The following is a 23,659-nucleotide window of genomic DNA, read 5'->3' on the forward strand; positions in this document are numbered from 1 at the left end:
ATGAGCATTGCCGTTTACATCCATTCGGCGGCCGTATTGAACGCCGCCGGCAGCGAATGTGCCGACCTGCTCGGGACGCCACCCTCGCCGCAACCGTTGGCATTCGACGCGACACGACGGGCTTACCCGCTGCCGACACCGCGTCTGGCCAGCGAGCTGTTCGACCGCAAGATCCAGCGCAGCGTCGAACCACAAGGCCTACGCCTGTTGCATTGCGTGGCACGCCTGGCGCCCGCGCTGGCGGCCCTGCAACTGCCGCCGGCACGGATCGCCCTGACGGCGGCCATTCCTGAGGTCGATGCGCCAAGCCCTTGCTGGGATGCGGTGCAAGCGATCAGTGAACAACCGCAAAAGCCTCTGGCGCAACTGTTGGCCAACACGCCGCCGCTGCATGCCCTGACGCTGCTCAACAGCAGCGTGATGGCCTACGTGGCCGAAGCGTTGCAATGCCACGGGCCGATGGGCGGGTTCTGTTCCCAGGACAACGCCGGGCTCGATGCTCTGATTGAAGCCTGTCAGCAGATTGTCGAGCAACGCGCCGACGCCGCGTTGGTAGTCAGCAGCAGCCCGAACCTGACGCCGGCCCTGTATCTGCGTGAACCTACTCCGCCAGCCGAGGCGATTTTCGGTGAGGGTGCCGCGGCGCTGCTGCTCAGCTCGGCGCTTTCGCCCGACACCCCGAACGCCTTGCGCATCGCCGGGTTCGCCCGGGGTTACAGCGCTGATCCGCAACGTGGCACAGCGGTTGCCCAGCGGGTGATCGACCAGGCGCTGAGCCTGGAAAAACTGTGCCTCGGTGACGTCGAGCAGATCCTCGCCAATCCCGAGGATGCGCAATTGATGAGCCTGTTCGCCGACCACCCACGGGACGTTCGCAGCCCCCGTGCAATGACCGGCGACCTTGGCGCCAGCGCCTTGCTGACCGAGATAGCGCTGGCCTTGCACCACTCCCAAAACGCCTCGGCGACACCGGGTTACACGCTGCTTGTCAGCCATAGCCGCGCCGGTCATTGGGGCGCCTTGCTCCTGGCCAGTGAAACCATGGAGGAGCACACATGAGTGCGACACGGATTGTGATCACCGGCATGGGCGCCGTGACCGGGTTCGGTTTCGAATGGCAAACCCTCTGGGAAAAAATGCTCGGCGCCGAACATTGTGTGCGCCCATGGCAACCCGACGGAGTGGAGGACGGCACGTTCCCGGTGCGCTACGCCGCAGCCGTGGACATGAGTCTGTTGCCCGAGGCCCTGCAGGACCATCCGGCCTGGAGCGTTGCATTGGAAAAACGCAGTCGCTTCGGCTGGGTGGCCGCCACCCAAGCGGTGAACGACAGCGGGCTTGCGCCTGAGCAGCTGCGTGAAGCCGCCGTGCTCTGTGCCTCGGGTGCGCCCCAACACATGCTGGCCGACATGCTGTTGACCCAGGCACCGGATGGCCGCGCGCCAGGCTGGCAATACCTGATGCCGCGTGCCGGGGAGGTCAATGCCGACGGCTCGCTGCGTCAGGGCAATGATCGGCTGGCGCGGGTGATTGCCGACGGTTTGGGCTGCGAAGGCCCGGTGATCAATATCAGCAGTGCGTGCGCCGGAGCCTCCCAGGCCATCGGCAATGCCTTCCAGATGATTCGTCGCGGTGAAGTGAGCGTGGCGATTGCCGGTGGCGCCGATTCGGTGCTGAACCTCGACACCATGGCCGCGCTATACCTGCTCGGCGCGGCATCGAGCGAGCAGCGCTGGGGCGTCAATCTGTGCCGGCCGTTCGACCGTGATCGCAGTGGCCTGATTGCCGGTGAGGGCGGTGGTTTCGTGGTGCTGGAAAGCCTTGACCATGCACTGGCGCGAGGGGCGACGCCGTATGCCGAAGTGCTTGGCTTCGGCAGCAGCCTGGACGCCTACAAAGTCACCGCCCCGCAACCCGAAGGCCGGGGCGCGGCGCTGGCGATGCAAGCCGCGCTGGACGACGCCGGCCTGCGTGCGCAACAGATCGATCTGATCAACGCCCACGGCACTTCGACGCCGCTCAATGACGTCGCCGAAACCCTGGCGATCAAAAGTGTGTTCGCCGAGCACAAGCACTACCGGTCCTTGGCCATCAGTGCCAACAAGTCCCAATTCGGGCACTTGATTGCCGCCGCCGGTGCGCCGGAATGCATGGTAACGGCCCTGGCATGCCTGAACGATCTGGTCACGCCGACCGTGAACCTGCATGAGGTCGATGAGCAGTGCGACCTGGACTATTGCGCCGGGCAGGCGGTCAGCCGCCGGGTGGATTTTGCCTTGAGCAACTCCTTCGGTTTTGGTGGCCTGAACACCTCGCTGGCCCTTGGCAAATATCGGGAGCACTCACAATGACGGGCGCTACTGTGCGTGTTGCGATCGCCGGCAGCGGTTGCGTATTACCCAGCGGCTGGGGCGTGCAACGCTTCTGGTCGGCGGCCAGTGAAGCCCGCAGCGGCATCGCCGTGCTGCAGTCGAAATTGTTCCACAGTGAGCGCGTGACGGCCTTCGGGCATGTCAGTGATGAAGACCATCAAACCAGTCGCCAGGACGTGGCCCAGAACCTCCAGCGCTACTGCCCGCCGGCCGTGATCTGGGGTGTCAGCGCGGTGCGCCAGGCCTTGGCCGAAGCCGGGCTTGAGCCGGGTAACGATGGGCTGCGTTACGGCCTCTATTGCTGCCAGGGCGGTTACACCCATCCGTCGTTGGCGGCCTATGGCGAATTGCTTCAGGAGTGCCGCGATGAGTCCGGTGCCGACATGCGGCGCCTCGCTCAGCGGGTGTTGCAAGAGCGCGCGCTCGACCCGTTCCTGGTGCTCAAAAGCCTGAGTAACGGGTTGCTCGGAATTGTCAGCCTGGCGCTGAAACTGGAGTGCGAGTGCAACGCCTACATGCAAGGCGTGGCCGGCAACCTGGCGGCGTTGCGCGAGGCGTGCGCAGCGTTGCAAAGCGGTCGTATCGATGCGGCGATTGTGGTCGGCGCCGGCAGTGAACTCGACCCGTTGGCGCTGGCCGCGCTGGCCGAGGCCGGTGTGATCAGCACCGACGGTTCCCAGACCCTGCGTGCATTCGATCGCCAGGGCACGGGCGGGATTGCCGGTGAAGGGGCGGCGGCGTTGATTCTGCGCCGGGCCGACGATCTGCCGGATGGCCCGCAGACCTGCCTGTCGGCGCTGTTCGCCCATCCGCGGATGGGGTCGTTGAACCTGCCGGACAAGCAGGTCGATCTGCTGGTCAGCAGCGCCAGCGGCGATCCGCACAAGGACGCCGACCTGGCCCGCACGCTCGCCCGCGCCGGTGCCGCGCACATCACCAGTAGCGTGCCGGTGACCGGCATTCTCAGCGGCGCGCCGAGCCTGGTCGACCTGATCCTGGCGCGCAACGCACTGCTTGCCCAGCGCGTGCCACCGATCATTGGATTGCAGCAACCGGTGGACCCGCACCTGCCGTTTGTGCTCGGTGAGGGACGGGACGCGGTGCTGCGTGACTGCCTGATTGTCAACCGCGACGACAACGGTTTCAGCGCCTGTTACCAGCTCGACTATCAGGCGACCGACTAGCCGTTTGAGCGCAATGAATCGCCTCTACTTTTCTGATCAAGGGATATGACTGTCATGGATTACCGCGATTACGTTCGACCAAAATTTGTTGAACTGATGCAGGCCCTGGGCCTGGAATGCCAGTTCCACCGAGCATTGGGCAGCAAGCTGTTTTACCGCGACAAACAGGGTGTCGAGGTGACCGTCACCGACTTCCTCGGCGGTTACGGCGCTGCGTTGTTTGGCCACAATGACCCGCAGTTCGTCGATCAACTCTGCGGCCTGTTGCGCGCCGATGTGCCGTTCAATGCGCAGATGTCCGTGCGCAGTGCGGCCGGTATGCTGGGCCGCGAACTCAGCGAAGCGTTCAACCGTGAGCTGAACAACAGCGAGCGCTACATTTCGACCTTCTCAAACAGTGGCGCCGAGTCGGTGGAAATCGCCGTCAAGCACGCCGAATACCGCCGCCAGAAAACTTTGCAAAAGCAGTTCGACGAGCGGGATTTCGCCCTGGCCAACCTGACTGCCAGCGACAAGGCCTATGTCGAACTGGACGTCGACGACCTTGATCTGCCCGCCGGGTTGCTGCCGGAAAACCTGTCTTACGTGACCGTGCGCCAAGTGGTGGAAGCGGTGCGTCAACACAACCTTGCGCAGTTGCATGTCGAGCCTGTATTCGTCGCCCTGCGCGGCAGCTTCCACGGCAAACTGGTGAACACCGTCCAGCTGACCTACGGCAAACAGTACCGCCAGCCATTCGCTCGTTTTGGTCTCAACGTCGAATTCATCGATCCGCAACAACCCCAGCAACTCCTGGATCTTCCGGCCCGTCATATGCGGCATTGGCTGAAACTGGAGTGGAGCGGCGAGACCTTGCAGGTGCGCCGTGAAGCCTTCAGCGCGATCACGGCGGTGTTGCTGGAGCCGATCCAGGGCGAGGGCGGCATCAATGAGTTCGCCAGCGAGTTCTACCTGGCCCTGCGCCGCCTGTGCAACGAGCAGCAATGCCCGCTGATCATCGACGAAGTGCAATCGGGTTTCGGCCGCACCGGCACGCTGCTCGGTGCCAGTCATTTCAACTTGCAGGGCGATTACTACTGCCTGTCCAAAGCGCTGGGCGGTGGCCTGATGAAAATTGCCGCGACCGTCATCCGCGCCAGTCACTACGAAACCGATTTCAGCTACATCCACAGTTCGACCTTCGCCGAAGACGATGCCTCGTGCCATATCGCCCTGTCGGCCTTGCGCCGCTTGTTTGCGAACGACAGCGCGATGCTCAAGGACGTGAGCAAGAAAGGCGAATACCTCAAGTCGTCGTTGCTCGAACTCAAAGCCGCGTACCCGGACGTGATTGCCGATGTGCGTGGTCGCGGGTTGCTGCTGGGGTTCGAACTGCACGACCTGAGCGGCACCAGTTCGCTGGTCCAGGCATCGGCGCAGTACAACGATGCGCTGGGTTACATCATCGCCGGCTACCTGCTGCAATTCGAATCGCTGCGGGTCGCGCCGTCGGGCAGCAACGCCAACGTGATTCGCCTTGAGCCACCGGTGTGCATCACTTTCGAAGAAATCGACGGATTGATCGGCTCGCTGCAAAAGGTCTGCGACATGCTGCGTCGCCGCGATGCCTTCCCGCTGGCGGCCGGGGTGTGCGCCGACAGCATCCAAGAAGTACCGGCTCGCGAGGTGAGTTTCAGGGAACCTGAAAACCTCCCAAAGCCTGACGAGAGCGTTCGCGTGGTGGCGCGCGTGGCGTTCATCAATCACCTGATCGATTCGGACATGCTCAGTGACGTCGACCCGTCGCTGTCTACCCTCAGCGCCGATCAGAAGCGCGAGTTCATCAAGCGCATGGCCCCCGAGCGGCGTGCTGCCCCCATCGGTCCGGTGCTGATTCGTTCGAAACTCGGCACCGCCGTGGAGTTCACCTTGTACCCGTTGTGCATGGACTCCGATGCCATGGCCGCGTACATCGCCAGTGGCGACCTGGACACCATCCGAGACGAAGTCGGCAATCGCATCCGTGATGCCCGGGCCGATGGCTACAGCGTGGCCGGTCTCGGTATGTACACCTCGATCGTCACCAACAACTGTCAGGCGTTGAAAATCCCCGACATGGCGCTGACTTCCGGCAACGCGCTGACCATCGGCATGGGCCTGGAAGCGATCGAGCAGGGCTGCAAACAGCAAGGCCTGGAACTGAGCGAACAGACGGCGGCGGTGGTCGGCGCGGCCGGCAACATTGCTTCGACTTACGCCTCGTTGTTGTCCACCAGTGTCGAGCACCTGATCCTGATCGGTAGCGGTCGCGACGGTTCCCTGCGGCGCCTGGAGAAGACCGCCCAGCTGATTTACGCCGAGGCCGCCCGCGCGATTCTCAAGGGTGTCGCCGAGCACGACCGCCTCGCCAACCGCTTGCAGAAACTCGACGGCATCGACGCGTTGTTGCAGGCCCACGGTGCTGGCACCGACCTCGGTTTGCGCGTGCAGCGCCTGGTCGAAGAACGCCTGGGCGCGAATGCGTTCATCACCGTCAGCAATGACCTAGATGTGCTGAAACAGGCGCGCATCGTGCTCTGTGCAGCGAACGCGCCTCAACCGTTTCTCGGTGCCGGACACTTCGCCGAAAACAGCGTGATCTGCGACATCGCGGTGCCGCTGAACGTCGATCAGAACCTCTCCAGCCAACGGTCCGACGTGCTCTACATGCACGGCGGAATTGTCCAGACCCCGCTGGGCGATGGCCTGATCCGCAACGTGCGCGCCTACCTCAAGGAAGGTCAGCTGTACGCCTGCATGGCGGAGTCGGTGTTGATGGGCTTGTCCGGGATGAAACAGCACTACTCCTACGGCGATATCAGCCGCGAGCAAGTGCAGCAGATTCGTGCCCTGGCCGCGACCCACGGCTTCAGCCTCGCGCAGTTCAAGACAGACAACTCACTCTAAGGAACGGTCATGCCGAATAAAGTAGCAGTGGTGACCGGTGGCAGTCGTGGCATCGGTCGGGCGATTGTCCTGGCCCTGGCCGGCGCGGGCTATCAGATCGCGTTCAGTTATGTGCGCGACGAAGTGGCCGCCATGTCGTTACGTGACGAGGTCCAGGCGTTGGGCCTCGAATGCCTGGCGCTGCAATGCGATGTCAGCAGCGGCGACAGCATCAAGGGCTTTTTCGAACGGGTCGACCAGCATTTCCAGCGCGTCGATCTGCTGGTCAACAACGCTGGCATCACCCGTGACGGGTTGCTGGCGACGATGCCGAGTCGCGACATCATCGAGGTGATCCAGACCAACCTGATCGGCACCTTGCTCTGCTGTCAGCAGGTGGTGCCGTCCATGATGCGCCAGCGCAGCGGTTGCATCGTCAACATCAGTTCGGTGGCGGCGCAGAAACCCGGCAAGGGGCAAAGCAACTATGCCGCGGCCAAGGGCGGCGTCGAAGCGCTGACCCGTGCCCTGGCGGTGGAATTGGCGCCGCGCAACATCCGGGTGAATGCGGTGGCCCCCGGCATCGTCAACACCGAAATGAGTACGGCCCTGATTGGCAGTCAGGAACAGGAAATCCAGTCACGGTTGCTGATCAAGCGTTACGCCGAACCCCATGAAATTGCCGAGGCGGTGCTGTACATCGCCGATCGCGGCTTGTACCTGACGGGTGAGGTCCTGCCGGTCAACGGCGGGTTGAAAATGCCATGAGCCGGACCATTCTGATTACCGGTGCCGCCAAGGGCATCGGCCGGGCGGTCGCGGAGAATTTTGCCGCCGACGCCAGTCACCGCTTGATCCTGCTGGATCTGGATTTGCCGGAACTGCAACGCTGGGTCGACGAGCAACACGGGCGGATCAAGGCCCGGGTCGAAACCCATGCGGCCAACATTGCCGACCTGCCGGGCATGGAAGCGTTCTTCAAAATGCTCGCCAAGCAAGTGGATTACGTCGACGTGCTGGTCAACAGCGCCGGCATCTGCAACGAGAATGAACCGGAAGATTTGCACAACTGGCACAAGGTGATTTCGGTCAACCTCAACGGCACGTTCTACGTCACCTCGTTGTGCCTGCCGTTGATGCCGGATCGCGGGCGGATCATCAACATGTCGTCGATCCTCGGCCGCGCCGGCAAGGTCCGCAATACCGCGTACTGCGCTTCCAAGCACGGCATCGTCGGCATGACCAAGGCCCTGGCGATGGACCTGGCACCACGGCTGATCACGGTGAATGCGATTCTGCCCGCATGGATTGATACGCCCATGCTGCAAGGTGAACTGGCGGCGCAAGCGGCGATTGCCGGGCTTACCCAGGAACAGATCCTGCGCAACGCCAAGAAGAAATTGCCGATGCGCCGCTTCATTCAAAGCGAAGAAGTCGCGGCGATGGTGCGTTACCTGGCCAGCCCCGAAGCGGGCGGGGTAACCGCTCAGAGTCTGGTGATCGACGGCGGTGTCGGGTTGGGAATGTAGCCATGCAGGGATTACACATCAGCCGCACTGCGTGGGCGGTTTTGGCGTGCATGGCCGCGCAACCGGCGTTGGCTGAATTGACGGTCGAGGACTTCAAGCCGGATTACGCCGACGCCGAAGTCGGCGTGGCCACCGCGTTGCGCTTGCACGGTGACGATCAGGTCACCCAGAAAGCCGTGTATTTCAAGGCCAACCTGGAAGACAACTGGGACGGCGGTTACTACAAGGCCAAGGGGAGGGTGCGTTACGACGCCCGCTACGACGGCAACAATCCGTACAGCGAACGGGCGCGGGACAAATACCGCTTCGACGCTGACTGGCGGCATTTGTACTGGGGCCAGTCGGTGGGAGACGGCGAGGTGACCATCGGCTGGCAGCAAGTGGTCTGGGGTCGTGCCGATGAGTTGCGGGTGCTCGATCAGATCAACCCGGTGGACTATCGCGATGGCCTGACTCCGCTACTGGAAGACAGCCGGATCGCAGTACCCATGGTGAGGTTTGCGCAACCGGTGGGCGAGTGGGAACTGGAGGCGTTGTGGGTCACCGATTTTGTGAAAAACCAGCCGCCGGTTGCAGGCAGCGAGTTCGACGCGCCGCTGTTTGCCGTGCCGGATCCGCAATACTTTCTGCTGGATTCCAAGCCCGGCTACGACGGTGATAAGGGCTTTTCCTATGGCTTGAGCGCCAACGGGCGGATCGGTTCGGTGGACACCAGTTTCGTCGCGCTGAATGCACGCCAGCAGGACCCGGTCTACGCCGTCGAAGGCTTGGCCGATGACGGTCGCACTCGGCTGGAGCGTCAGTTTCCCCGTTACACCATGGGCGGCGCGGGGCTGGCGATCGATGCCGGTCACAGCATCGTGGTGCGCAGCGAAATTGCCTGGTTCGACAACTGGCGGGTGACCAATCCGACCCGTGCCTACGGCGCCGACAGCACCCCGATGGTCAAGTCGTTGCTGGGCGTCGACTACCTGCTGCGCGACTGGCTGATTTCCCTGCAATGGCAGCAGCAGCAACTGCTCGACTGGCAGGACGGCATGCTGCAAGACAAGCGCGAACACTTGTTCACCCTGTCGGCCGAAGGCACTCATTGGCAGGACCGCCTCAAGAGCCGGCTGGTGGTCGCCGCCTCGCCACCGTTCAAAGACGATGCGCTGTTGCAAGGCATCTTCACCTACAAGCCGGTGGACTGGATCAAGCTCGGGCTGGAAGTGGATGTGTTCTTCGGCAAGCCCGACAAGCCCTTCGGCGAGTACGACAACCGCGACCAAGTGCGGCTGTCCGCCGGTTACCTGTTTTAACCCCATGACGCCTGCGTGCCCCTCGCGCTTTGGCTCGACCATATCCATCTGACGAAAAGGGAAGTTCCCATGTTGCCTCTGTTCAAAAGTCTGACCGCTGCCGCGCTGATCCTGAGCGGCGCTTGCGCCACCGCCGCCGATGGCCAGAATGCCGATGAAATCATCCGCCAGGTGCGGGATCGCAACGACGGTAAAAGCTTCATGTCCCAGGTGTCGCTGATCCTCCACGACAAGAAGGGCAATACCCGGGTTCGTGAGTTCACCTACTTGCAAAAGGATTACCCGGACAGCGACAAATTCAGCATGTATTTCTCCGCCCCCACTGATGTGCGCGACGTGGCCTTTCATATCGAAAACCCCCACGAAACCCTGGGCCAGGAAGACAGCCAGTGGATGTACTTGCCGGTCAGTCGCCAGACGCGGCGGATCTCCACCACCGACAAACGCGGCTCGTTCATGGGCAGCGAGTACTCCTACGCCGACCTCGACAAGATCCGGGTCAAGGATTACACCCAGACGCTGGTCGGCGAAGAGCAGGTCAAGGGCCGCGACTGCTACGTGATCGAGCGTGAGCCGGCGTCGCCCGAGGTGTTGGCCAAGACCGGCTACAACAAACTGAAAGTGTGGATCGACAAGCAGAATTTCCTGGTCATGCGTCAGGACTTCTTCGACGTCAAAGGCGTGCTGGTCAAGCAGATGCGCACGCAAAAGGTCGACACCATCGACTCGATCGACAGCATCGTGCTGAGCGAGACCGAACACTTCATCGACGGCACGCGTTCAGAGATGCGCTTCAACCACCTGCAATACAACGTGCAGTTGGAAGACCGTTTGTTCACCCAGACCGCCATCAAGCGCGGGCTGAAAACCGGCGACGTGCCGGACTTTGCCGTGTCTGCCCGCTAAGCGCCGACCCCGACGACTCTGGAACGCATGCTCATGGAAAGATACCTGAACTTCGTCGAGCGCTATGCGCGGGCGATCGTTTTCCTGCTGGTGGCGGTCACGGCGTATTTCACCTATACGCTGGGCGCGCTGATCTCCGACACCAACCCTTATCTGCTAAAGGAAACCCATCCGGCGCGCAAGACCATCATCGACTTGCAAAGCGAGTTCACCGGTACGTTCGACTCGGTGATGGTGGCAATCAACAACCCGCAGACGGTGTTCAACAAGCAGACCCTCAACGCACTGTTTTCGATGTCGCAATCGGTGCGCAAGATGATCCTGGCCAACGACGCCGACAAGGAGCAGTTGACGCAAATCGTTGCGCAGCATCCAGACGACAGCCGTGCGCAACTGTTGACACGCGACATTCTGGAAAACGGTTTTTCCCAGAACGATTATGCCCAGGCCAAGGCCCTGCGTGATTACGCCCAGAGCCAGAACTGGGATGCCCATGATCAGCTGTTCCTGACCTTTCTCGCCGAGCGAATCAACCCGATCCGCGAAATGGCGTCCATGGGCGACCTGGAAAACATCGTGCTGACCCACGATGGCGAGTTGCTGATCCACAAGACCCTCAACGCCTTCGACATGGACCCGGCGCTGGTCGAGTCGCAGATCATGGGCAACGAGCTGATGGTCGACGGGGTGGTGTCCAAGGACAAGAAAGTCGCGATGCTGGTGGCCGAGCTGGGCACCAAGCAAGACGATGCCCAGGCGCAACTGCGCGCCTACCAGATCGTGCGCGGCATCGTCGCGGACTATCAGGCGGCGCACCCCGGGTTCAAGGACGAGATCTCTATTGCCGGTATGCCGATCTTCATCGCGGCCCAGCAGGAGATCATCGACCATGATCTGGCGGTGCTGTTTCCGATTGTATTTTTACTGATCACCCTGCTGTTGATTTTCTTCTTCCGCAAACCGCTGGGCGTGCTGTTGCCGCTGTTCAACATCCTGTTCTGCACCATCTGGACACTGGGGCTGATGGCCTTGTTGCGGGTGCCCTTCGACTTGCTGACCAGCGTCCTGCCGGTGTTTCTGTTCACCATTTGTTGCTCGGATGCGATCCATGTGATGGCCGAGTACTACGAGCAGAAAAACGCCGGTAAAAGTAACCGCGAAGCCAATCGCCAGACGCAACGGCTGATGGTGGTGCCGGTGGTGTTGACGACGGTGACCACCATCGCCACCTTCATGATTTCCACCACCAACAACATTGTCAGCATCCGCAATTTCGGCGTGTTCATGTCCATCGGCCTGACGGCGGCGCTGATCATTTCGCTGTTGCTGATTCCGGCCTGGATCTCGATCTGGGGCAAGGATCAGACGCCGAAAACCCTTGCTGCCGTACACAAGGAGTCGATCATTTCGCGTTATCTGGTGGCGTTCTGCGCGCGGTTAATCCAGTGGCGCAAACCGATCTTGATCGTGACACTGCCGCTGCTGATCTTGATGACGGTGTTCACCTTTCGCGTCGATATCGAAGACTCGGGCATCGCCTACTTCAAGCCCGAGAGCCATATTCGCGTTTCGGACGAGTTCATCAACCAGGCCGGGGTCGCGGGCACGGCACCAGGCTGGATTGCCATCGACAGCAAAGAGCCGCGTGGGGTGCTGACCACGGAGGTGGTGCAGTTCATCGACAAGCTCGACCACTTCATCAAGCAGCAACCTCACGTCAGTTACGGCTACTCCCTGGCCACTTACGTCAAGCGCATGAACCTGGTGCTCAACGACATGAACCCCGACTACTTGCGCGTGCCCCAGGCGCTGGAGCAGGTGACGTCGGCTAATGAAGAGGGACAGGTCGAGCGGTTCGAGGTGCCGGGCAATTCGTTGATCGAGCAGCACGTGATGCTGTTCGAAAACGGCGGTGGCTCGGACCTCAATAACGTGCTCAACGCCGACTACTCCAAGGCGCTGACGCTGTACACCATGACCTCGTCAGTGGCCAGCGACTATCAGGACATGCTGGATCGCCTCGATGCCTGGTTGCTGGTGAACAAACCGGCCAACCTCGAAGTGACGCATGCCGGCACGCCGCTGATCTGGACTGGCGTTCTACAGGAAATCACCCAGGGCCAGGTCCTGAGTTTTTCCCTGGCGTTGCTGGTGGTCACGCTGATGATGATGTATTGGCTCAAGTCGGTAAGGTTGGGGGTTCTCGGCATGCTGACCCTGTTGACCACCTCGGTGACGGTCTACGGCTTCATGTTCCTGTTCGGCATCGAACTGAACATCGGCACGACATTAGTGACGTTCCTGGTGGTCGGCGTGGTCGATTACGCGGTGCACCTGCTGTCACGGATCAAATTGTTGGTGGAGCAAGGGATTCATATCGATGCGGCCATTTTGCAGGCGATGCACAGCGTCGGCCGTTCGACGGTGGTCAACGTGGTGATTTTCTCCGTGGGCTTCATGGCTTTGCTGTTTTCCGACTTCAAGCCGATTGTCGATCTGGGCGCACTGGTGGCGATGGCGCTGTTTTCCAGCGGTGTCATGACCATTCTCTTGGTGACGCTGGTGTCGCCGTGGTTCTTCGCGGCGATTGTTCCGGTGGCGCCGCTGCCGGAAAAAGATCGAGCAGTGGGGAAGCCTGCCTTGAGCTGACCTGATGACCGGCACCGCAGGCACCTTAGTGGCCTGCGAGCCGGTTAATCCAGCGCAGCAGGGTCTTCAGTTCAGCGTATTGCTCGGGTTTTTTTCGCCATAGCGGGCGATACGCTCGAACTGACATTCCTCTCGGGCATCTTTGAGGTTGCTTTCGAATTCTTCGAGGCCGTTGTGCAATTGCTGTAGAGCGCCGATCTGGGAGACCAGCTCGGCCTTTTTTTCGGCGATCGCTTTTTGCGCCATGTCCCACGGAAATTCGTCACCGCGGTAGTTGTTCAACATCACCTGCAGCTCTTTGAGCTTGAAACCCAGTTGCTGGGCGCACTTGATGAACGTCAACACCTCGACACTCTGCTGGCTGTAGATGCGGTACTTGCCTTCACGCTTGGGCTCGGGCAACAGGCCGATTTCTTCGTAATGGCGAATGCTTTTGACTGTGGTGCCCGACAGCTGGGCGGCTTTGCCGATATACATAGATCCGTCTCGATGATCAAACAGGGCGTAGCGCGACCAGGCCTCATGCCTGATCGGAGCGAATAATATAGTGAATAACATTCAAAGTTTGCAGCGGCGTGTAAATGACGCGCACAACCGACGAACGACCGCTTGAGGGGGACGTGGGAAGGGGCTGACGGCGAGTGCGTGCCGTCAGCAAACAGCGAGGGGTCGCGTCAGCGGCTGGCGGTGACGCGGGCCTGTTCCAGCCAGGCGTCGCGCTGGCTCGACTTGGAGCCCAGGATCGGCCCGAAAGTCAGGGTCTTCAATGGCTTGATGCCGCAGAACTCCAGCGTGGTCTTGCGCATCTGGTGCAGGCCGGGCATGCGATAGACCCATTTGTAATACCAGGGCGGCGTGTCCATGGTCACCAGCAGATGCGCGGTCCGGCCCTTGAGCAGTTTGTCGGGGAAGGCCTTGCCTTCACGGTATTTGAAGGCAAAGCCGGGCAGGAAAATGCGGTCGACAAAGCCCTTCATCAAGGCCGGTATCCCGCCCCACCAGATCGGATAAACGAACGTCAGGTGTTCGGCCCAGGTGATATCGGCCTGGGCTTGCAACAGGTCTGGCTCCAGGGGCTGGATCGTGTGATAGCCCTCGTGCAGGACCGGGTCGAAGTCCAGCGCATCCAGCCGCAGCAGGCGCACATCATGCCCGGCATCCTTGGCGGCCTGGACGTAAGTTTCGCTCAGCGCCCCGCAGAAACTGTCGGTGGAGGGGTGACCCAGAATCACGAGCATTCGTTTGCTCATTGCGTGTACTCCTGAAATGAAGCCCGCAGCATAGAGTCTGCCCCTAACGGTAGAGTCAAGGCGTTCCCGGCGTCAGCGCCTCCAGCAAGGCCCGGGCGTAACCGGGCAGGCTGTCGACGTCGCGGGTACAGATTTTCAGTGTGCGGTTGGCCCAGTCTTCGGGAAGAGAGCGGGACGTGACCGCTTGTACCTGCGGCCAGCGCTCGATGGCCACCCGTGGCACGATGGCCAGCCCTGCACCGCGAGCGACCATGCGAATGACCCCGTCGAAGCCGTCAGCGCGAATGCGGATCGGCATGCGCTGGCCAATGTGCAGGGCCTGTTCTTCCAAGTGGATCGCCAAGGCACTGCTGGCGCCCAAGGCCACGTAGTCGTGGCTCAAGGTGTCGGCGAAGGTCAGTGACGGTTGTTCGTTCAGGGGGTGGTCAGGAGGCAAGATCAACACCAGCGGGTCATCGCGAAACGGCCGGGTGTGCAGGTCTTCGGTGTCCACCGCATCGGACACGATCCCTAAATCCGCCGCCCCCTGGCGCAACGCATGGGTGATGCGGGCGCTGGGCAACTCTTGAAGATCGATATCGAGGTTCGGATGTTCGCGCAGAAAATCGGCGAGCAACTCCGGCAGGTATTCGGTGATCGCCGTTGTGTTGCACAGCAACCGCACCTGACCTTTGACTCCCTTGGCGTATTCGGCCAGGTCCTGCTGCAGGCGTTCGGCTTGTTGCAGCAGGGCCCGGGCGTGTTTCGCCAGGGCTTTGCCGGCCGGTGTCGGCGTGACACCGCGGCGACCGCGGTCCAGAAAGTCGATGCCGATTGACGATTCCATCGCGCGGATGCGTGCGCTCGCGGCTGCCAGGGATAAATGGCTGCGGGCGGCACCGGCGGTGATGTTGCCGGTGTCGAGGATGTTCAGGTAGAGGCGCAGGTCGGTCAGGTCGAAGTGCATTGTTATGGCCTCTGGATGTTTGTTGTCTGGGCGGACGCCTTCGCGGGCAAGCCCGCTCCCACAGGGTTTGATGATGTCCGGATCAGCACCGCAAACCTGTAGGAGCGAGGCTTGCCCGCGAAGGCGTCAGTTGCATCAATAGATTCTTCAGCCTCTGCCAAAACAAGAGGCAAAATCAGTATATGGCAGATTTTCAATCAGCCAGCCAGGGCTCACCATTGCCCCATGAATACTCTCGCTGCGTTCTATCAAAACCTCGGTCTGACCCTTTCATTACTGGTCATCGTCACCTTCCTCCTGGCCGGAATGATAAAGGGTGTGATCGGCCTCGGCTTGCCCACCATCGCCATGGGCTTGCTCGGTCTGGCTATGGTGCCGTCGCAGGCTGCGGCGCTGCTGATCATCCCCGCGACCCTGACCAACGTCTGGCAGCTGGCATTCGGTGGGCATTTGCTCGGCTTGATCAAACGCCTGTGGCCGATGTTGCTGGCGATCTTCATCGGCACTGGCGCTGGCACGTTGTGGATTGGTATGGCCGGGGGGCACTGGGTGGTGCGGGCATTGGGAGCGGCGCTGTTGCTCTACGCCTTGAGCGGATTATTCCTGCCGACCTTGCGTGTCGGCAGCAGCACCGAACGCTGGCTCGGGCCGCTGTGCGGAGTGCTGACAGGCGTCATCACGTCGGCCACCGGTGTATTCGTGATTCCGGCGGTGCCTTATCTGCAAGCCCTTGGCATGTGCAAGGACGAACTCGTGCAGGCGCTAGGTCTGTCGTTCACCGTCTCGACGCTCGCCCTTGCCGCCGGGCTGTTATGGCGCGGCGCTTTGGGCGGTGGCGAATTGAGTGCGTCGCTGCTGGTGCTGATCCCGGCGGTACTTGGCATGTTGCTCGGCCAATGGCTGCGTCAGCGGATCAGCGCTGTGCTGTTCAAACGAGTGTTCTTCATCGGCCTCGGCGTGCTCGGCGGCCACTTGCTGATCAGCGGGTAGCGGACGACGTGCTGAGCATGTCGATGGCGCGGATATCAAAATCCCGTTCCAGGTATTCCATGCGCATGTCGCGGAACTGCTGCATGTGCGGCAGGTTCGAGTGCACGTCGAGGTGCGCCTGGGACTGCCAGATCTCGTAGAAGATAAACAGCGTCGGGTCCTGTTTGTCCCGCAGCATGTGGTACTCGATGCAGCCGGGCTCGGCGCGACTTGCTTGCACATGGCCGCTGAAAAACGCTTCGAAGGCGTCAGATTTTTCCGGGCGGGTCTTGGCGTGCAGGATGAAACCTTGCAATTCACTCATCAGAAAATCTCCTCAAGTTCAGAATCGGCGCAAGTGTATGGCAACAATCGCCTGTCGATTCGTGCGTATTGGTCAAATGAATTTTGTGAATTCAGCGCTTATTCCGCGCGAGGCAGATCGCTACTCTGCCGCCATCGAATTCCAACCTTCCGAGACTTCTCATGAAAAAAGTCCTGTTACTCAATGGCGGCAAAAAGTTCGCCCACTCCGATGGCCGCTACAACACCACCCTGCATGAAGCCGCGCTGAGCGTGCTGGATCGCGGCGGTGTCGATGTGAAAGCCACCTTCATCGACGAGGGTTACGACGTCGCTGAAGAAGTCGCCAAATTCCTTTGGGCCGACGTCATCATTTATCAGATGCCCGGCTGGTGGATGGGCGCGCCCTGGACCGTCAAGAAGTACATCGACGAAGTCTTCACCGAAGGCCACGGCAGCCTGTACGCCAGTGATGGCCGCACGCGCTCCGATGCGTCGCAAAAGTACGGCAGCGGTGGTCTGTTGCAGGGCAAGCAATACATGTTGTCCCTGACCTGGAACGCACCGCAGCAAGCCTTCGACGACCCGTCCGACTTCTTCGAAGGCAAGGGCGTGGACGCGGTGTACTTCCCGTTTCACAAGGCCAACGAATTCCTCGGCATGACCGGTTTGCCAACCTTCCTGGCGGTCGATGTGATGAAACGCCCGAATATCGAGGCTGATGTGGCGCGCTATGAGCAGCACTTGACTGAGGTGTTTGGCCTCAAGGCGTGAGGCTCGGCTACTATCGATAGCTGACCCGGCACGAACCTGTGGCGAGGGAGCTTGCTCCCGCTCGGCAGCGAAGCCGTCGTAAAGTCAGCAGGCGTGATCTATCTGAACCACTGCAGTCGCTGGTTTTGGGTCCGCTTCGCGCACCAGCGGGAGCAAGCTCCCTCGCCACAAGAGATTTCCTCTGTACAGTAGAGCGGTGCTGAGTATCGATAAGGGACACACGTGAAAGCCAGATCCGATGAGTTGCAGATTTTCGTCTGCGTGATTGAGTGCGGGTCGATTTCCGCTGCGGCCGAGCAGGTCGGGCAAACGCCTTCGGCGGTCAGCCGTACGTTGTCGCGGCTGGAGGCCAAACTCGATACCACGCTGATCAACCGCACCACGCGGCGCATGGACCTGACCGAGGAGGGCAAGTATTTCTTCGAACACGCCAAGCTGATTCTCGATCAGATGGACGAGCTTGAAGAACGCCTGAACTCACGTCAGCAAACCCCGTCCGGGCGTCTGCGGATCAACGCCGCGTCGCCGTTCATGCTGCACGCCATCGTGCCGTACATCGATGAATTCCGCCGGCTCTACCCGGACATCCAGCTTGAACTCAACAGCAACGACCTGATCATCGATTTGCTGGAGCAAAGCACCGACATCGCCATCCGCATCGGCACCCTGGCCGACTCGACGTTGCACGCACGCTCGCTGGGTTGCAGCCCGCTGCACATCGTCGCCAGCCCGGCGTACCTTGAGCAACACGGCACACCGAAGGCGGTTGCGGACTTGACCGGGCATGCGTTGCTGGGTTTTACCCAGAACGAGGGACTCAATCAGTGGCCGCTGCGCTATGTGCACGGTGATCGCTGGCCGATTCAGGCGTCGATCAGCGCTTCCAGTGGCGAGACGATCCGGCACCTGGCGCTGGAAGGCCAGGGCATTGCCTGTCTGTCGCACTTCATGACGATCGACGACATCCGCGCGGGTCGATTGCAAGTGTTGCTGGCGGATTTCAACAGCGGCTATCGCCAGCCGATCAACGCGGTGTACTACCGTAACTCGCAACTTGCCCTACGGATTCAGTGCTTCCTGGACTTCATTCAGGGCAAATTGGCGGCTTACGCGAATGCGGATTTCAAGGGCTGATTCGTGACTCCGGCGCAAGAGTGAATTGGGCAACAGGGTCTGTTTCGGCACGGAGCGGTCCTCGATACTCGTTGCATCACTTATTAACGCAGGGAGTTTCTCCATGAACGTATTCGTTACCGGCGCTGCAGGTTTCATCGGCGGCTCCATCGCCACTGGCCTGGTTCGCGCTGGCCACAAGGTCACCGGCCTGGTGCGCAGTGAAGAACAAGCCAATGAGCTGAGCGCGCTGGGCATCACCCCGGTGATCGGCACTCTTGACGACAGCGCACTACTGGCCGAACAGGCCCGCGCGGCCGATGCTGTGATCAACGCCGCCAGCAGCGACCATCGCGGCGCGGTGCAAGCCATGATCGACGCACTGCGCGGCTCCCACAAAGTGTTCTTGCACACCAGCGGTTCGAGCATCGTCGGCGATGCGTCGGGCGGTAAATCCAGTGACGTCATCTACGTCGAAGACAACCTGCCGGAACCGACCGTCGACAAGGCCGCCCGTGTGGCCATCGACAACCTGATCCTCGCGGCGGCCAACGACGGCGTGAATTCGGCCGTCATCTGTAACACGCTGATCTACGGTCACAGCCTGGGCGTCAATCGCGACAGCGTGCAATTGCCGCGCTTGCTGAAACAGGCGCGTAAAAGTGGTGTGGTTCGCCATGTCGGCACGGGTCAGAACATCTGGTCCAACGTGCACATCGAAGACGTGGTCGCCCTGTATCTGCTGGCACTGACCAAGAATGTACCGGGCACGTTCTACTTCGTCGAAAGCGGTGAGGCGTCCTTCATCGACATGACCACGGCCATGGCTGAAGTCCTGAAACTGGGCAAGGCGCAAGACTGGCCGCTGAAAGACGCCGAAGCCGAATGGGGTTATGAAATGGCCAACTATGGCCTGGGCTCGAACAGCCGGGTTCGCGGCAAGCATGCGCGTGAATTGCTGGGCTGGGTGCCGAAACGGACGTCGGTGGTTGAATGGATTCGTGACGAGATGGTGTGAGTTCGCTGTAGACCGCGTCATCGTTCTTCGCGGGCAAGCCTCGCTCCTACAGGTTTTTGTGTCGTTCTTGGAATTAGCGAGCGGCACAATACCTGTAGGAGCGAGGCTTGCCCGCGAATGCATTTGCGAAGTCCCAACAACTGGCCGGGCTGTACTCAGTTCCGTAACATCCGCGCCCTCTCTCCCTGTCGTGTTCAATCCTCCATGAAACCCAAACGTCTGCGCGCCGATGTCCTGGCCGGACTCACCACTTCTTTCGCCCTGCTCCCCGAATGCATTACCTTCGCGCTGGTGGCCCACCTCAATCCGCTGATGGGGCTTTACGGCGCGTTCATCATTTGCACACTGACCGCGCTCTTCGGCGGCCGGCCGGGGATGGTGTCCGGTGCGGCGGGTTCGATGGCGGTGGTGATCGTCGCGCTGGTGGTGCAGCACGGCGTGCAGTATTTGCTCGCCACCGTGTTGCTCGGTGGCCTGATCATGCTGGCGTTCGGGCTGCTGAGGCTGGGGCATTCCCAGAAACTGCTCAAGCGCGCTCGTGTGAATCACGACTGACGCTCCATCCCGGCAGGCAGGATGAAAATTCGCCTGCCTGATTTTCATATCCACCGACCTCGCATACCTCTGCGCGACAACCCTTACCTCTGCACGAAAATAACTTTCACCTCGTTTGAAAGTCACGCATCGAAATGATTTAAGAGTTTCACAATCCATTCGACGTGACCCTTTCGAGGAGTACCGCATGACCCTGTCCTTCGGCTATTGGCTGCTGGTGTATGCCGCCATCGCCATCATTGCCCTGATCGTTCTGATCGCCCGTTACCGACTCAATCCGTTCATTGTCATCACTCTCGTTTCCATCGGCCTCGCGCTGCTGGCGGGCATGCCGCCGTCCGGCGTGGTCGGCGCTTATGAGGCGGGGGTCGGCAAAACCCTGGGGCACATTGCGCTGGTCGTGGCGCTGGGCACGATGCTGGGCAAGATGATGGCCGAGTCCGGCGGTGCCGAGCAGGTGGCGCGGACCTTGATCGACCGTTTCGGCGAGAAAAACGCGCACTGGGCGATGGTCTGCATCGCGTTTCTGGTCGGGCTGCCGCTGTTCTTCGAGGTCGGTTTTGTGTTGCTGGTGCCGATTGCCTTTACCGTGGCCCGCCGGGTTGGCGTGTCGATTTTGATGGTCGGTTTGCCGATGGTCGCCGGGCTCTCGGTGGTGCATGCGCTGGTGCCGCCGCACCCGGCAGCGATGTTGGCGGTGCAGGTGTATGGGGCGTCGGTCGGGCAGACCTTGATGTACGCGATCCTGATCGGCATTCCAACGGCGATCATCGCCGGCCCGCTGTACGCCAAGTTCATCGTGCCGCGCATTCAACTGCCGGCGGAAAACCCGCTGGAACGCCAGTTCCTCGACCGCGAACCGCGCGACAGCCTGCCGGGGTTCGGCATCACCATGGCGACCATTCTGCTGCCGGTGGTGTTGATGCTGATCGGTGGCTGGGCCAACCTGATTTCCACACCAGGCAGCGGCTTTAACCAGTTCCTGCTGTTCATTGGCAACTCGGTGATTGCGCTGTTGCTGGCGACCCTGCTGAGCTTCTGGACCCTCGGCATCGCCCAGGGCTTCAACCGCGAATCGATCCTCAAGTTCACCAACGAATGCCTGGCGCCGACCGCCAGCATCACCTTGCTGGTCGGCGCCGGCGGTGGCTTGAACCGGATTCTGGTGGACGCCGGGGTGACCAATCAGATCGTCAGCCTGGCTGACGAATTTCACCTGTCGCCGCTGATCATGGGCTGGCTGTTTGCGGCGTTGATGCGCATCGCTACCGGCTCCGCCACCGTGGCCATGACCACGGCGTCGGGCATCGTCGCCCCAGTGGCCATCGGTTTGGGTTATCCGCATCCGGAGTTGCTGGTGCTGGCGACCGGCGCCGGGTCGGTTATCTTTTCCCACGTCAACGACGGCGGCTTCTGGTTGATCAAGGAATACTTCAACATGACCGTCGCCCAGACCTTCAAGACCTGGACCGTGCTTGAGACCATTATTTCGGTGGTGGCTTTCGCGCTGACCGTGGGTCTTTCTTACCTGATTTAACCGGAGCCGCCTGCCATGGACATCCTCTACCAGATCCGCGCCCGTCAGGATTCCTTCAGTGCCGGTGAAGGACGCATTGCACGGCTGATGCTCGACGACGTCGGCTTTGCCTCCGCCGCCAGCCTCGATGAGCTGGCGCAGAGGGCGGAGGTCAGCACCGCCACGCTGTCGCGGTTTGCCCGCACGGTGGGCTGTCGCGACCTGCGCGATCTGCGCCTGCAACTGGCCCAGGCCAGCGGCGTCGGCAGCCGTTTCCTCGACCCGGCGGGGACGCCGGATCAGTCGGCGTTTTACGGGCAGATCGTCGGCGATATCGAGTCGACCCTGCGTCAGCATCTGTCGGCGTTCGACGAATCGCGGTTCGCCGATGCGGTGAAACTGCTGGGCAAGGCGCGGATGATTCATGCCTTCGGCCTGGGCGGTTGCTCGACCTTGTGCAGCGATGAGCTGCAAGTGCGGCTGGTGCGCTTCGGTTACCCGATTGCGGCGTGCCACGACCCGGTGATGATGCGCGTCACCGCCGCCAGCCTCGGCCCCGACAATGCAATCATCGCCTGCTCACTGACCGGTATCACGCCCGAGTTGCTCGAAGTGGTCGCGCTGGCCCGCAACTACGGCGCACGCATTATCGCCATCACCCGCGCCGATTCGCCGCTGGCGCAATTGGCGGATGTGCTGCTGCCGCTGCAAGGCGTCGAGACCTCGTTCATCTACAAACCCACGGCGGCGCGCTACGGCATGCTGCTGGCCATCGACGTGCTTGCCACCGAGCTGGCGCTGGCCAATCCTGAAGACAATCAAGAACGTCTGCGGCGGATCAAACTCGCCCTCGACGATTACCGCGGCGGCGACGATCACTTGCCGCTGGGAGACTGACATGCTGTACGACACGCTGATTCGCAACGCCCTGATCATCGACGGCAGCAACCGCCCCGGCTACCCCGCCGATGTGGCGATTCTGAATGGCCGCATCGCGCGCATCGGCGACTTGCACGAGGCCACCGCCCACGAAGAAATCGACGCCGCCGGCCACGTTCTGGCGCCGGGTTTTATTGACGTGCACACCCACGACGACACGGTGGTGATCCGCCAGCCGCAGATGTTGCCCAAGCTCAGCCAAGGCGTAACTACGGTGATTGTCGGCAACTGCGGGATCAGCGCTTCGCCAGTAAGTTTGAAGGGCGATCCGCCCGACCCGATGAACCTTCTCGGCACTGCCGCAGCGTTTGTTTATCCGAAGTTCAGCGATTACCGCGCGGCGGTCGAAGCCGCGAACACCACGCTGAACGTCGCCGCATTGGTGGGCCACACCGCGCTGCGCAGCAACCATCTCGACGACCTGTTTCGCACTGCCACGCCTGATGAAATCAGCGCGATGCGCGAGCAACTGCGCGAAAGTCTGGAGGCCGGCGCGTTGGGGTTATCCACGGGTCTGGCCTACGCCAGCGCGTTTTCGGCGTCCACCGATGAAGTGATGCAGCTGACCGAAGAGTTGACGGCATTTGGCGCGGTGTACACCACCCATTTGCGCAGCGAATTCGAACCGGTGCTGGAGGCCATGGACGAGGCGTTCCAGATTGGCCGGCATGCGAAATCCCCGGTGATCATTTCCCACCTCAAATGCGCGGGGGTCGGTAACTGGGGGCGTAGTCCGCAATTGCTGGCCTCGCTTGAGGAAGCGGCGAAGACTCATCCCGTGGGTTGCGATTGCTATCCCTACGCGGCGAGTTCTTCGACCCTGGACCTCAAGCAAGTCACCGACGCCCATCGCATCACCATCACCTGGTCCACGCCGCACCCGGAGCTGGGCGGCCGCGACCTGATGGACATCGCCGCCGAATGGAACGTGCCTTTGCTTGACGCTGCCCGCCGCCTGCAACCGGCCGGCGCGGTGTACTACGGCATGGACGAGGCCGATGTGCGAAGAATCCTCGCCCATCCGTTGTCGATGGTCGGGTCTGACGGTTTGCCGGAAGACCCGTTCCCGCATCCGCGCTTGTGGGGCGCTTTCCCACGGGTGCTTGGACATTTCAGTCGCGACGTCGGGCTGTTTGCGCTGCACACCGCCGTACACAAAATGACCGGCCTGTCGGCGGCGCGCTTTGGCTTGAAGGAAAGGGGTGAGATCCGTGAAGGTCATTGGGCGGACCTGGTGTTGTTCGATCCGCTGACCATTCGCGACGTGGCGGACTTCAGTGACCCGCAACGGGCGGCGGAGGGGATTGAAGGTGTATGGGTCAACGGCGTGTTGAGTTACAGCGAAGGGCAGGCGAACGGGGAACGTGAAGGGCGGTTTCTGGCGCGGGAAGGGGATTTGCGTGACGGGTTTATGTGAACGTTTCCTCAATG

Annotated in this window: 21 protein-coding genes; 17 read left to right on the top strand and 4 right to left on the bottom strand. The window is 61.3% G+C overall.

Annotated features, from left to right (window positions below):
• From ACA068_RS03765 to ACA068_RS03805, 9 genes are all read left to right on the top strand, one after another.
• A complete protein-coding gene (locus tag ACA068_RS03765; protein WP_497307715.1) occupies positions 1-1,059 on the top strand; it encodes a beta-ketoacyl-[acyl-carrier-protein] synthase family protein in 1,059 nt (352 codons plus the stop codon).
• Positions 1,056-2,351 carry a beta-ketoacyl-[acyl-carrier-protein] synthase family protein gene (locus ACA068_RS03770; RefSeq protein WP_497307717.1) on the top strand — a complete coding sequence of 432 codons (1,296 nt, stop codon included), beginning with the start codon at positions 1,056-1,058 and terminating at the stop codon, positions 2,349-2,351. Before ACA068_RS03765 ends, ACA068_RS03770 begins: the two co-directional genes overlap by 4 nt.
• Positions 2,348-3,556: a beta-ketoacyl synthase N-terminal-like domain-containing protein gene (locus tag ACA068_RS03775; protein WP_497307719.1), complete on the top strand. Its 1,209-nt coding sequence runs from the start codon at positions 2,348-2,350 to the stop codon at positions 3,554-3,556. Before ACA068_RS03770 ends, ACA068_RS03775 begins: the two co-directional genes overlap by 4 nt.
• A gap of 54 nt (positions 3,557-3,610) precedes the next feature.
• Positions 3,611-6,481, top strand: coding sequence for an aminotransferase class III-fold pyridoxal phosphate-dependent enzyme (locus tag ACA068_RS03780; protein ID WP_497307721.1), 2,871 nt, complete (start codon positions 3,611-3,613; stop codon positions 6,479-6,481).
• A 9-nt stretch (positions 6,482-6,490) separates the two neighbouring features.
• Positions 6,491-7,228: a 3-oxoacyl-ACP reductase family protein gene (locus ACA068_RS03785; RefSeq protein WP_462025394.1), complete on the top strand. Its 738-nt coding sequence runs from the start codon at positions 6,491-6,493 to the stop codon at positions 7,226-7,228.
• Complete coding sequence (locus ACA068_RS03790; protein WP_497307723.1) at positions 7,225-7,989, top strand: SDR family NAD(P)-dependent oxidoreductase; 765 nt, start codon at positions 7,225-7,227, stop codon at positions 7,987-7,989. The genes ACA068_RS03785 and ACA068_RS03790 overlap by 4 nt, the downstream gene beginning before the upstream one ends.
• Positions 7,990-7,991: 2 nt before the next feature.
• On the top strand, positions 7,992-9,290 hold the full coding sequence (locus ACA068_RS03795) for a DUF1302 domain-containing protein (protein WP_497307724.1): 1,299 nt from the start codon (positions 7,992-7,994) through the stop codon (positions 9,288-9,290).
• A 69-nt stretch (positions 9,291-9,359) separates the two neighbouring features.
• A complete protein-coding gene (locus tag ACA068_RS03800) occupies positions 9,360-10,196 on the top strand; it encodes an outer membrane lipoprotein-sorting protein (protein WP_140895556.1) in 837 nt (278 codons plus the stop codon).
• Between the two features lie 33 nt (positions 10,197-10,229).
• Positions 10,230-12,845: an efflux RND transporter permease subunit gene (locus ACA068_RS03805; protein WP_497307726.1), complete on the top strand. Its 2,616-nt coding sequence runs from the start codon at positions 10,230-10,232 to the stop codon at positions 12,843-12,845.
• Between the two features lie 66 nt (positions 12,846-12,911).
• On the opposite strand, the gene ACA068_RS03810 is transcribed toward ACA068_RS03805, so the two are convergent.
• The 3 genes from ACA068_RS03810 to ACA068_RS03820 form a co-directional block, all read right to left on the bottom strand.
• Complete coding sequence (locus tag ACA068_RS03810) at positions 12,912-13,322, bottom strand: MerR family transcriptional regulator (RefSeq protein WP_497307728.1); 411 nt, start codon at positions 13,320-13,322, stop codon at positions 12,912-12,914.
• A 197-nt stretch (positions 13,323-13,519) separates the two neighbouring features.
• A complete protein-coding gene (locus tag ACA068_RS03815; protein WP_094469238.1) occupies positions 13,520-14,095 on the bottom strand; it encodes an NAD(P)H-dependent oxidoreductase in 576 nt (191 codons plus the stop codon).
• Between the two features lie 55 nt (positions 14,096-14,150).
• A complete protein-coding gene (locus ACA068_RS03820) occupies positions 14,151-15,041 on the bottom strand; it encodes a LysR family transcriptional regulator (protein WP_497307730.1) in 891 nt (296 codons plus the stop codon).
• 225 nt (positions 15,042-15,266) lie between these two features.
• Between ACA068_RS03820 and ACA068_RS03825 the strand changes: the two genes are divergently transcribed.
• The gene (locus ACA068_RS03825; protein ID WP_497307732.1) at positions 15,267-16,031 is read left to right on the top strand and encodes a sulfite exporter TauE/SafE family protein; all 765 of its coding nucleotides are present in this window, start codon (positions 15,267-15,269) and stop codon (positions 16,029-16,031) included.
• Here the strand turns inward: ACA068_RS03825 and ACA068_RS03830 are convergent.
• On the bottom strand, positions 16,021-16,335 hold the full coding sequence (locus ACA068_RS03830; protein ID WP_497307734.1) for a putative quinol monooxygenase: 315 nt from the start codon (positions 16,333-16,335) through the stop codon (positions 16,021-16,023). The two genes, ACA068_RS03825 and ACA068_RS03830, sit on opposite strands and share 11 nt — an antisense overlap.
• Positions 16,336-16,496: 161 nt before the next feature.
• Here ACA068_RS03830 and mdaB point away from each other — a divergent pair, with 161 nt between their 5' ends.
• From mdaB to ACA068_RS03865, 7 genes are all read left to right on the top strand, one after another.
• Positions 16,497-17,087, top strand: coding sequence for an NADPH:quinone oxidoreductase MdaB (gene mdaB / locus ACA068_RS03835; protein WP_497307736.1), 591 nt, complete (start codon positions 16,497-16,499; stop codon positions 17,085-17,087).
• Positions 17,088-17,309: 222 nt separating this feature from the next.
• Entirely contained in the window at positions 17,310-18,221 is a 912-nt protein-coding gene (locus ACA068_RS03840; protein ID WP_497307738.1) for a LysR substrate-binding domain-containing protein, read from the top strand.
• 103 nt (positions 18,222-18,324) lie between these two features.
• Positions 18,325-19,218, top strand: coding sequence for an NAD-dependent epimerase/dehydratase family protein (locus ACA068_RS03845; RefSeq protein WP_497307740.1), 894 nt, complete (start codon positions 18,325-18,327; stop codon positions 19,216-19,218).
• Positions 19,219-19,422: 204 nt separating this feature from the next.
• Positions 19,423-19,773, top strand: coding sequence for a SulP family inorganic anion transporter (locus ACA068_RS03850; RefSeq protein ID WP_497307742.1), 351 nt, complete (start codon positions 19,423-19,425; stop codon positions 19,771-19,773).
• 187 nt (positions 19,774-19,960) lie between these two features.
• The gene (locus ACA068_RS03855; protein ID WP_109627859.1) at positions 19,961-21,310 is read left to right on the top strand and encodes a GntT/GntP/DsdX family permease; all 1,350 of its coding nucleotides are present in this window, start codon (positions 19,961-19,963) and stop codon (positions 21,308-21,310) included.
• Positions 21,311-21,325: 15 nt separating this feature from the next.
• Positions 21,326-22,186 (top strand): MurR/RpiR family transcriptional regulator, encoded by an 861-nt coding sequence (locus ACA068_RS03860; protein ID WP_497307744.1) that lies wholly within the window; start codon positions 21,326-21,328, stop codon positions 22,184-22,186.
• 1 nt (position 22,187) lies between these two features.
• Entirely contained in the window at positions 22,188-23,645 is a 1,458-nt protein-coding gene (locus tag ACA068_RS03865; RefSeq protein WP_497307746.1) for an N-acyl-D-amino-acid deacylase family protein, read from the top strand.
• Positions 23,646-23,659: the final 14 nt, after the last annotated feature.

The organism is Pseudomonas sp. LBUM1660, from assembly GCF_059695935.1.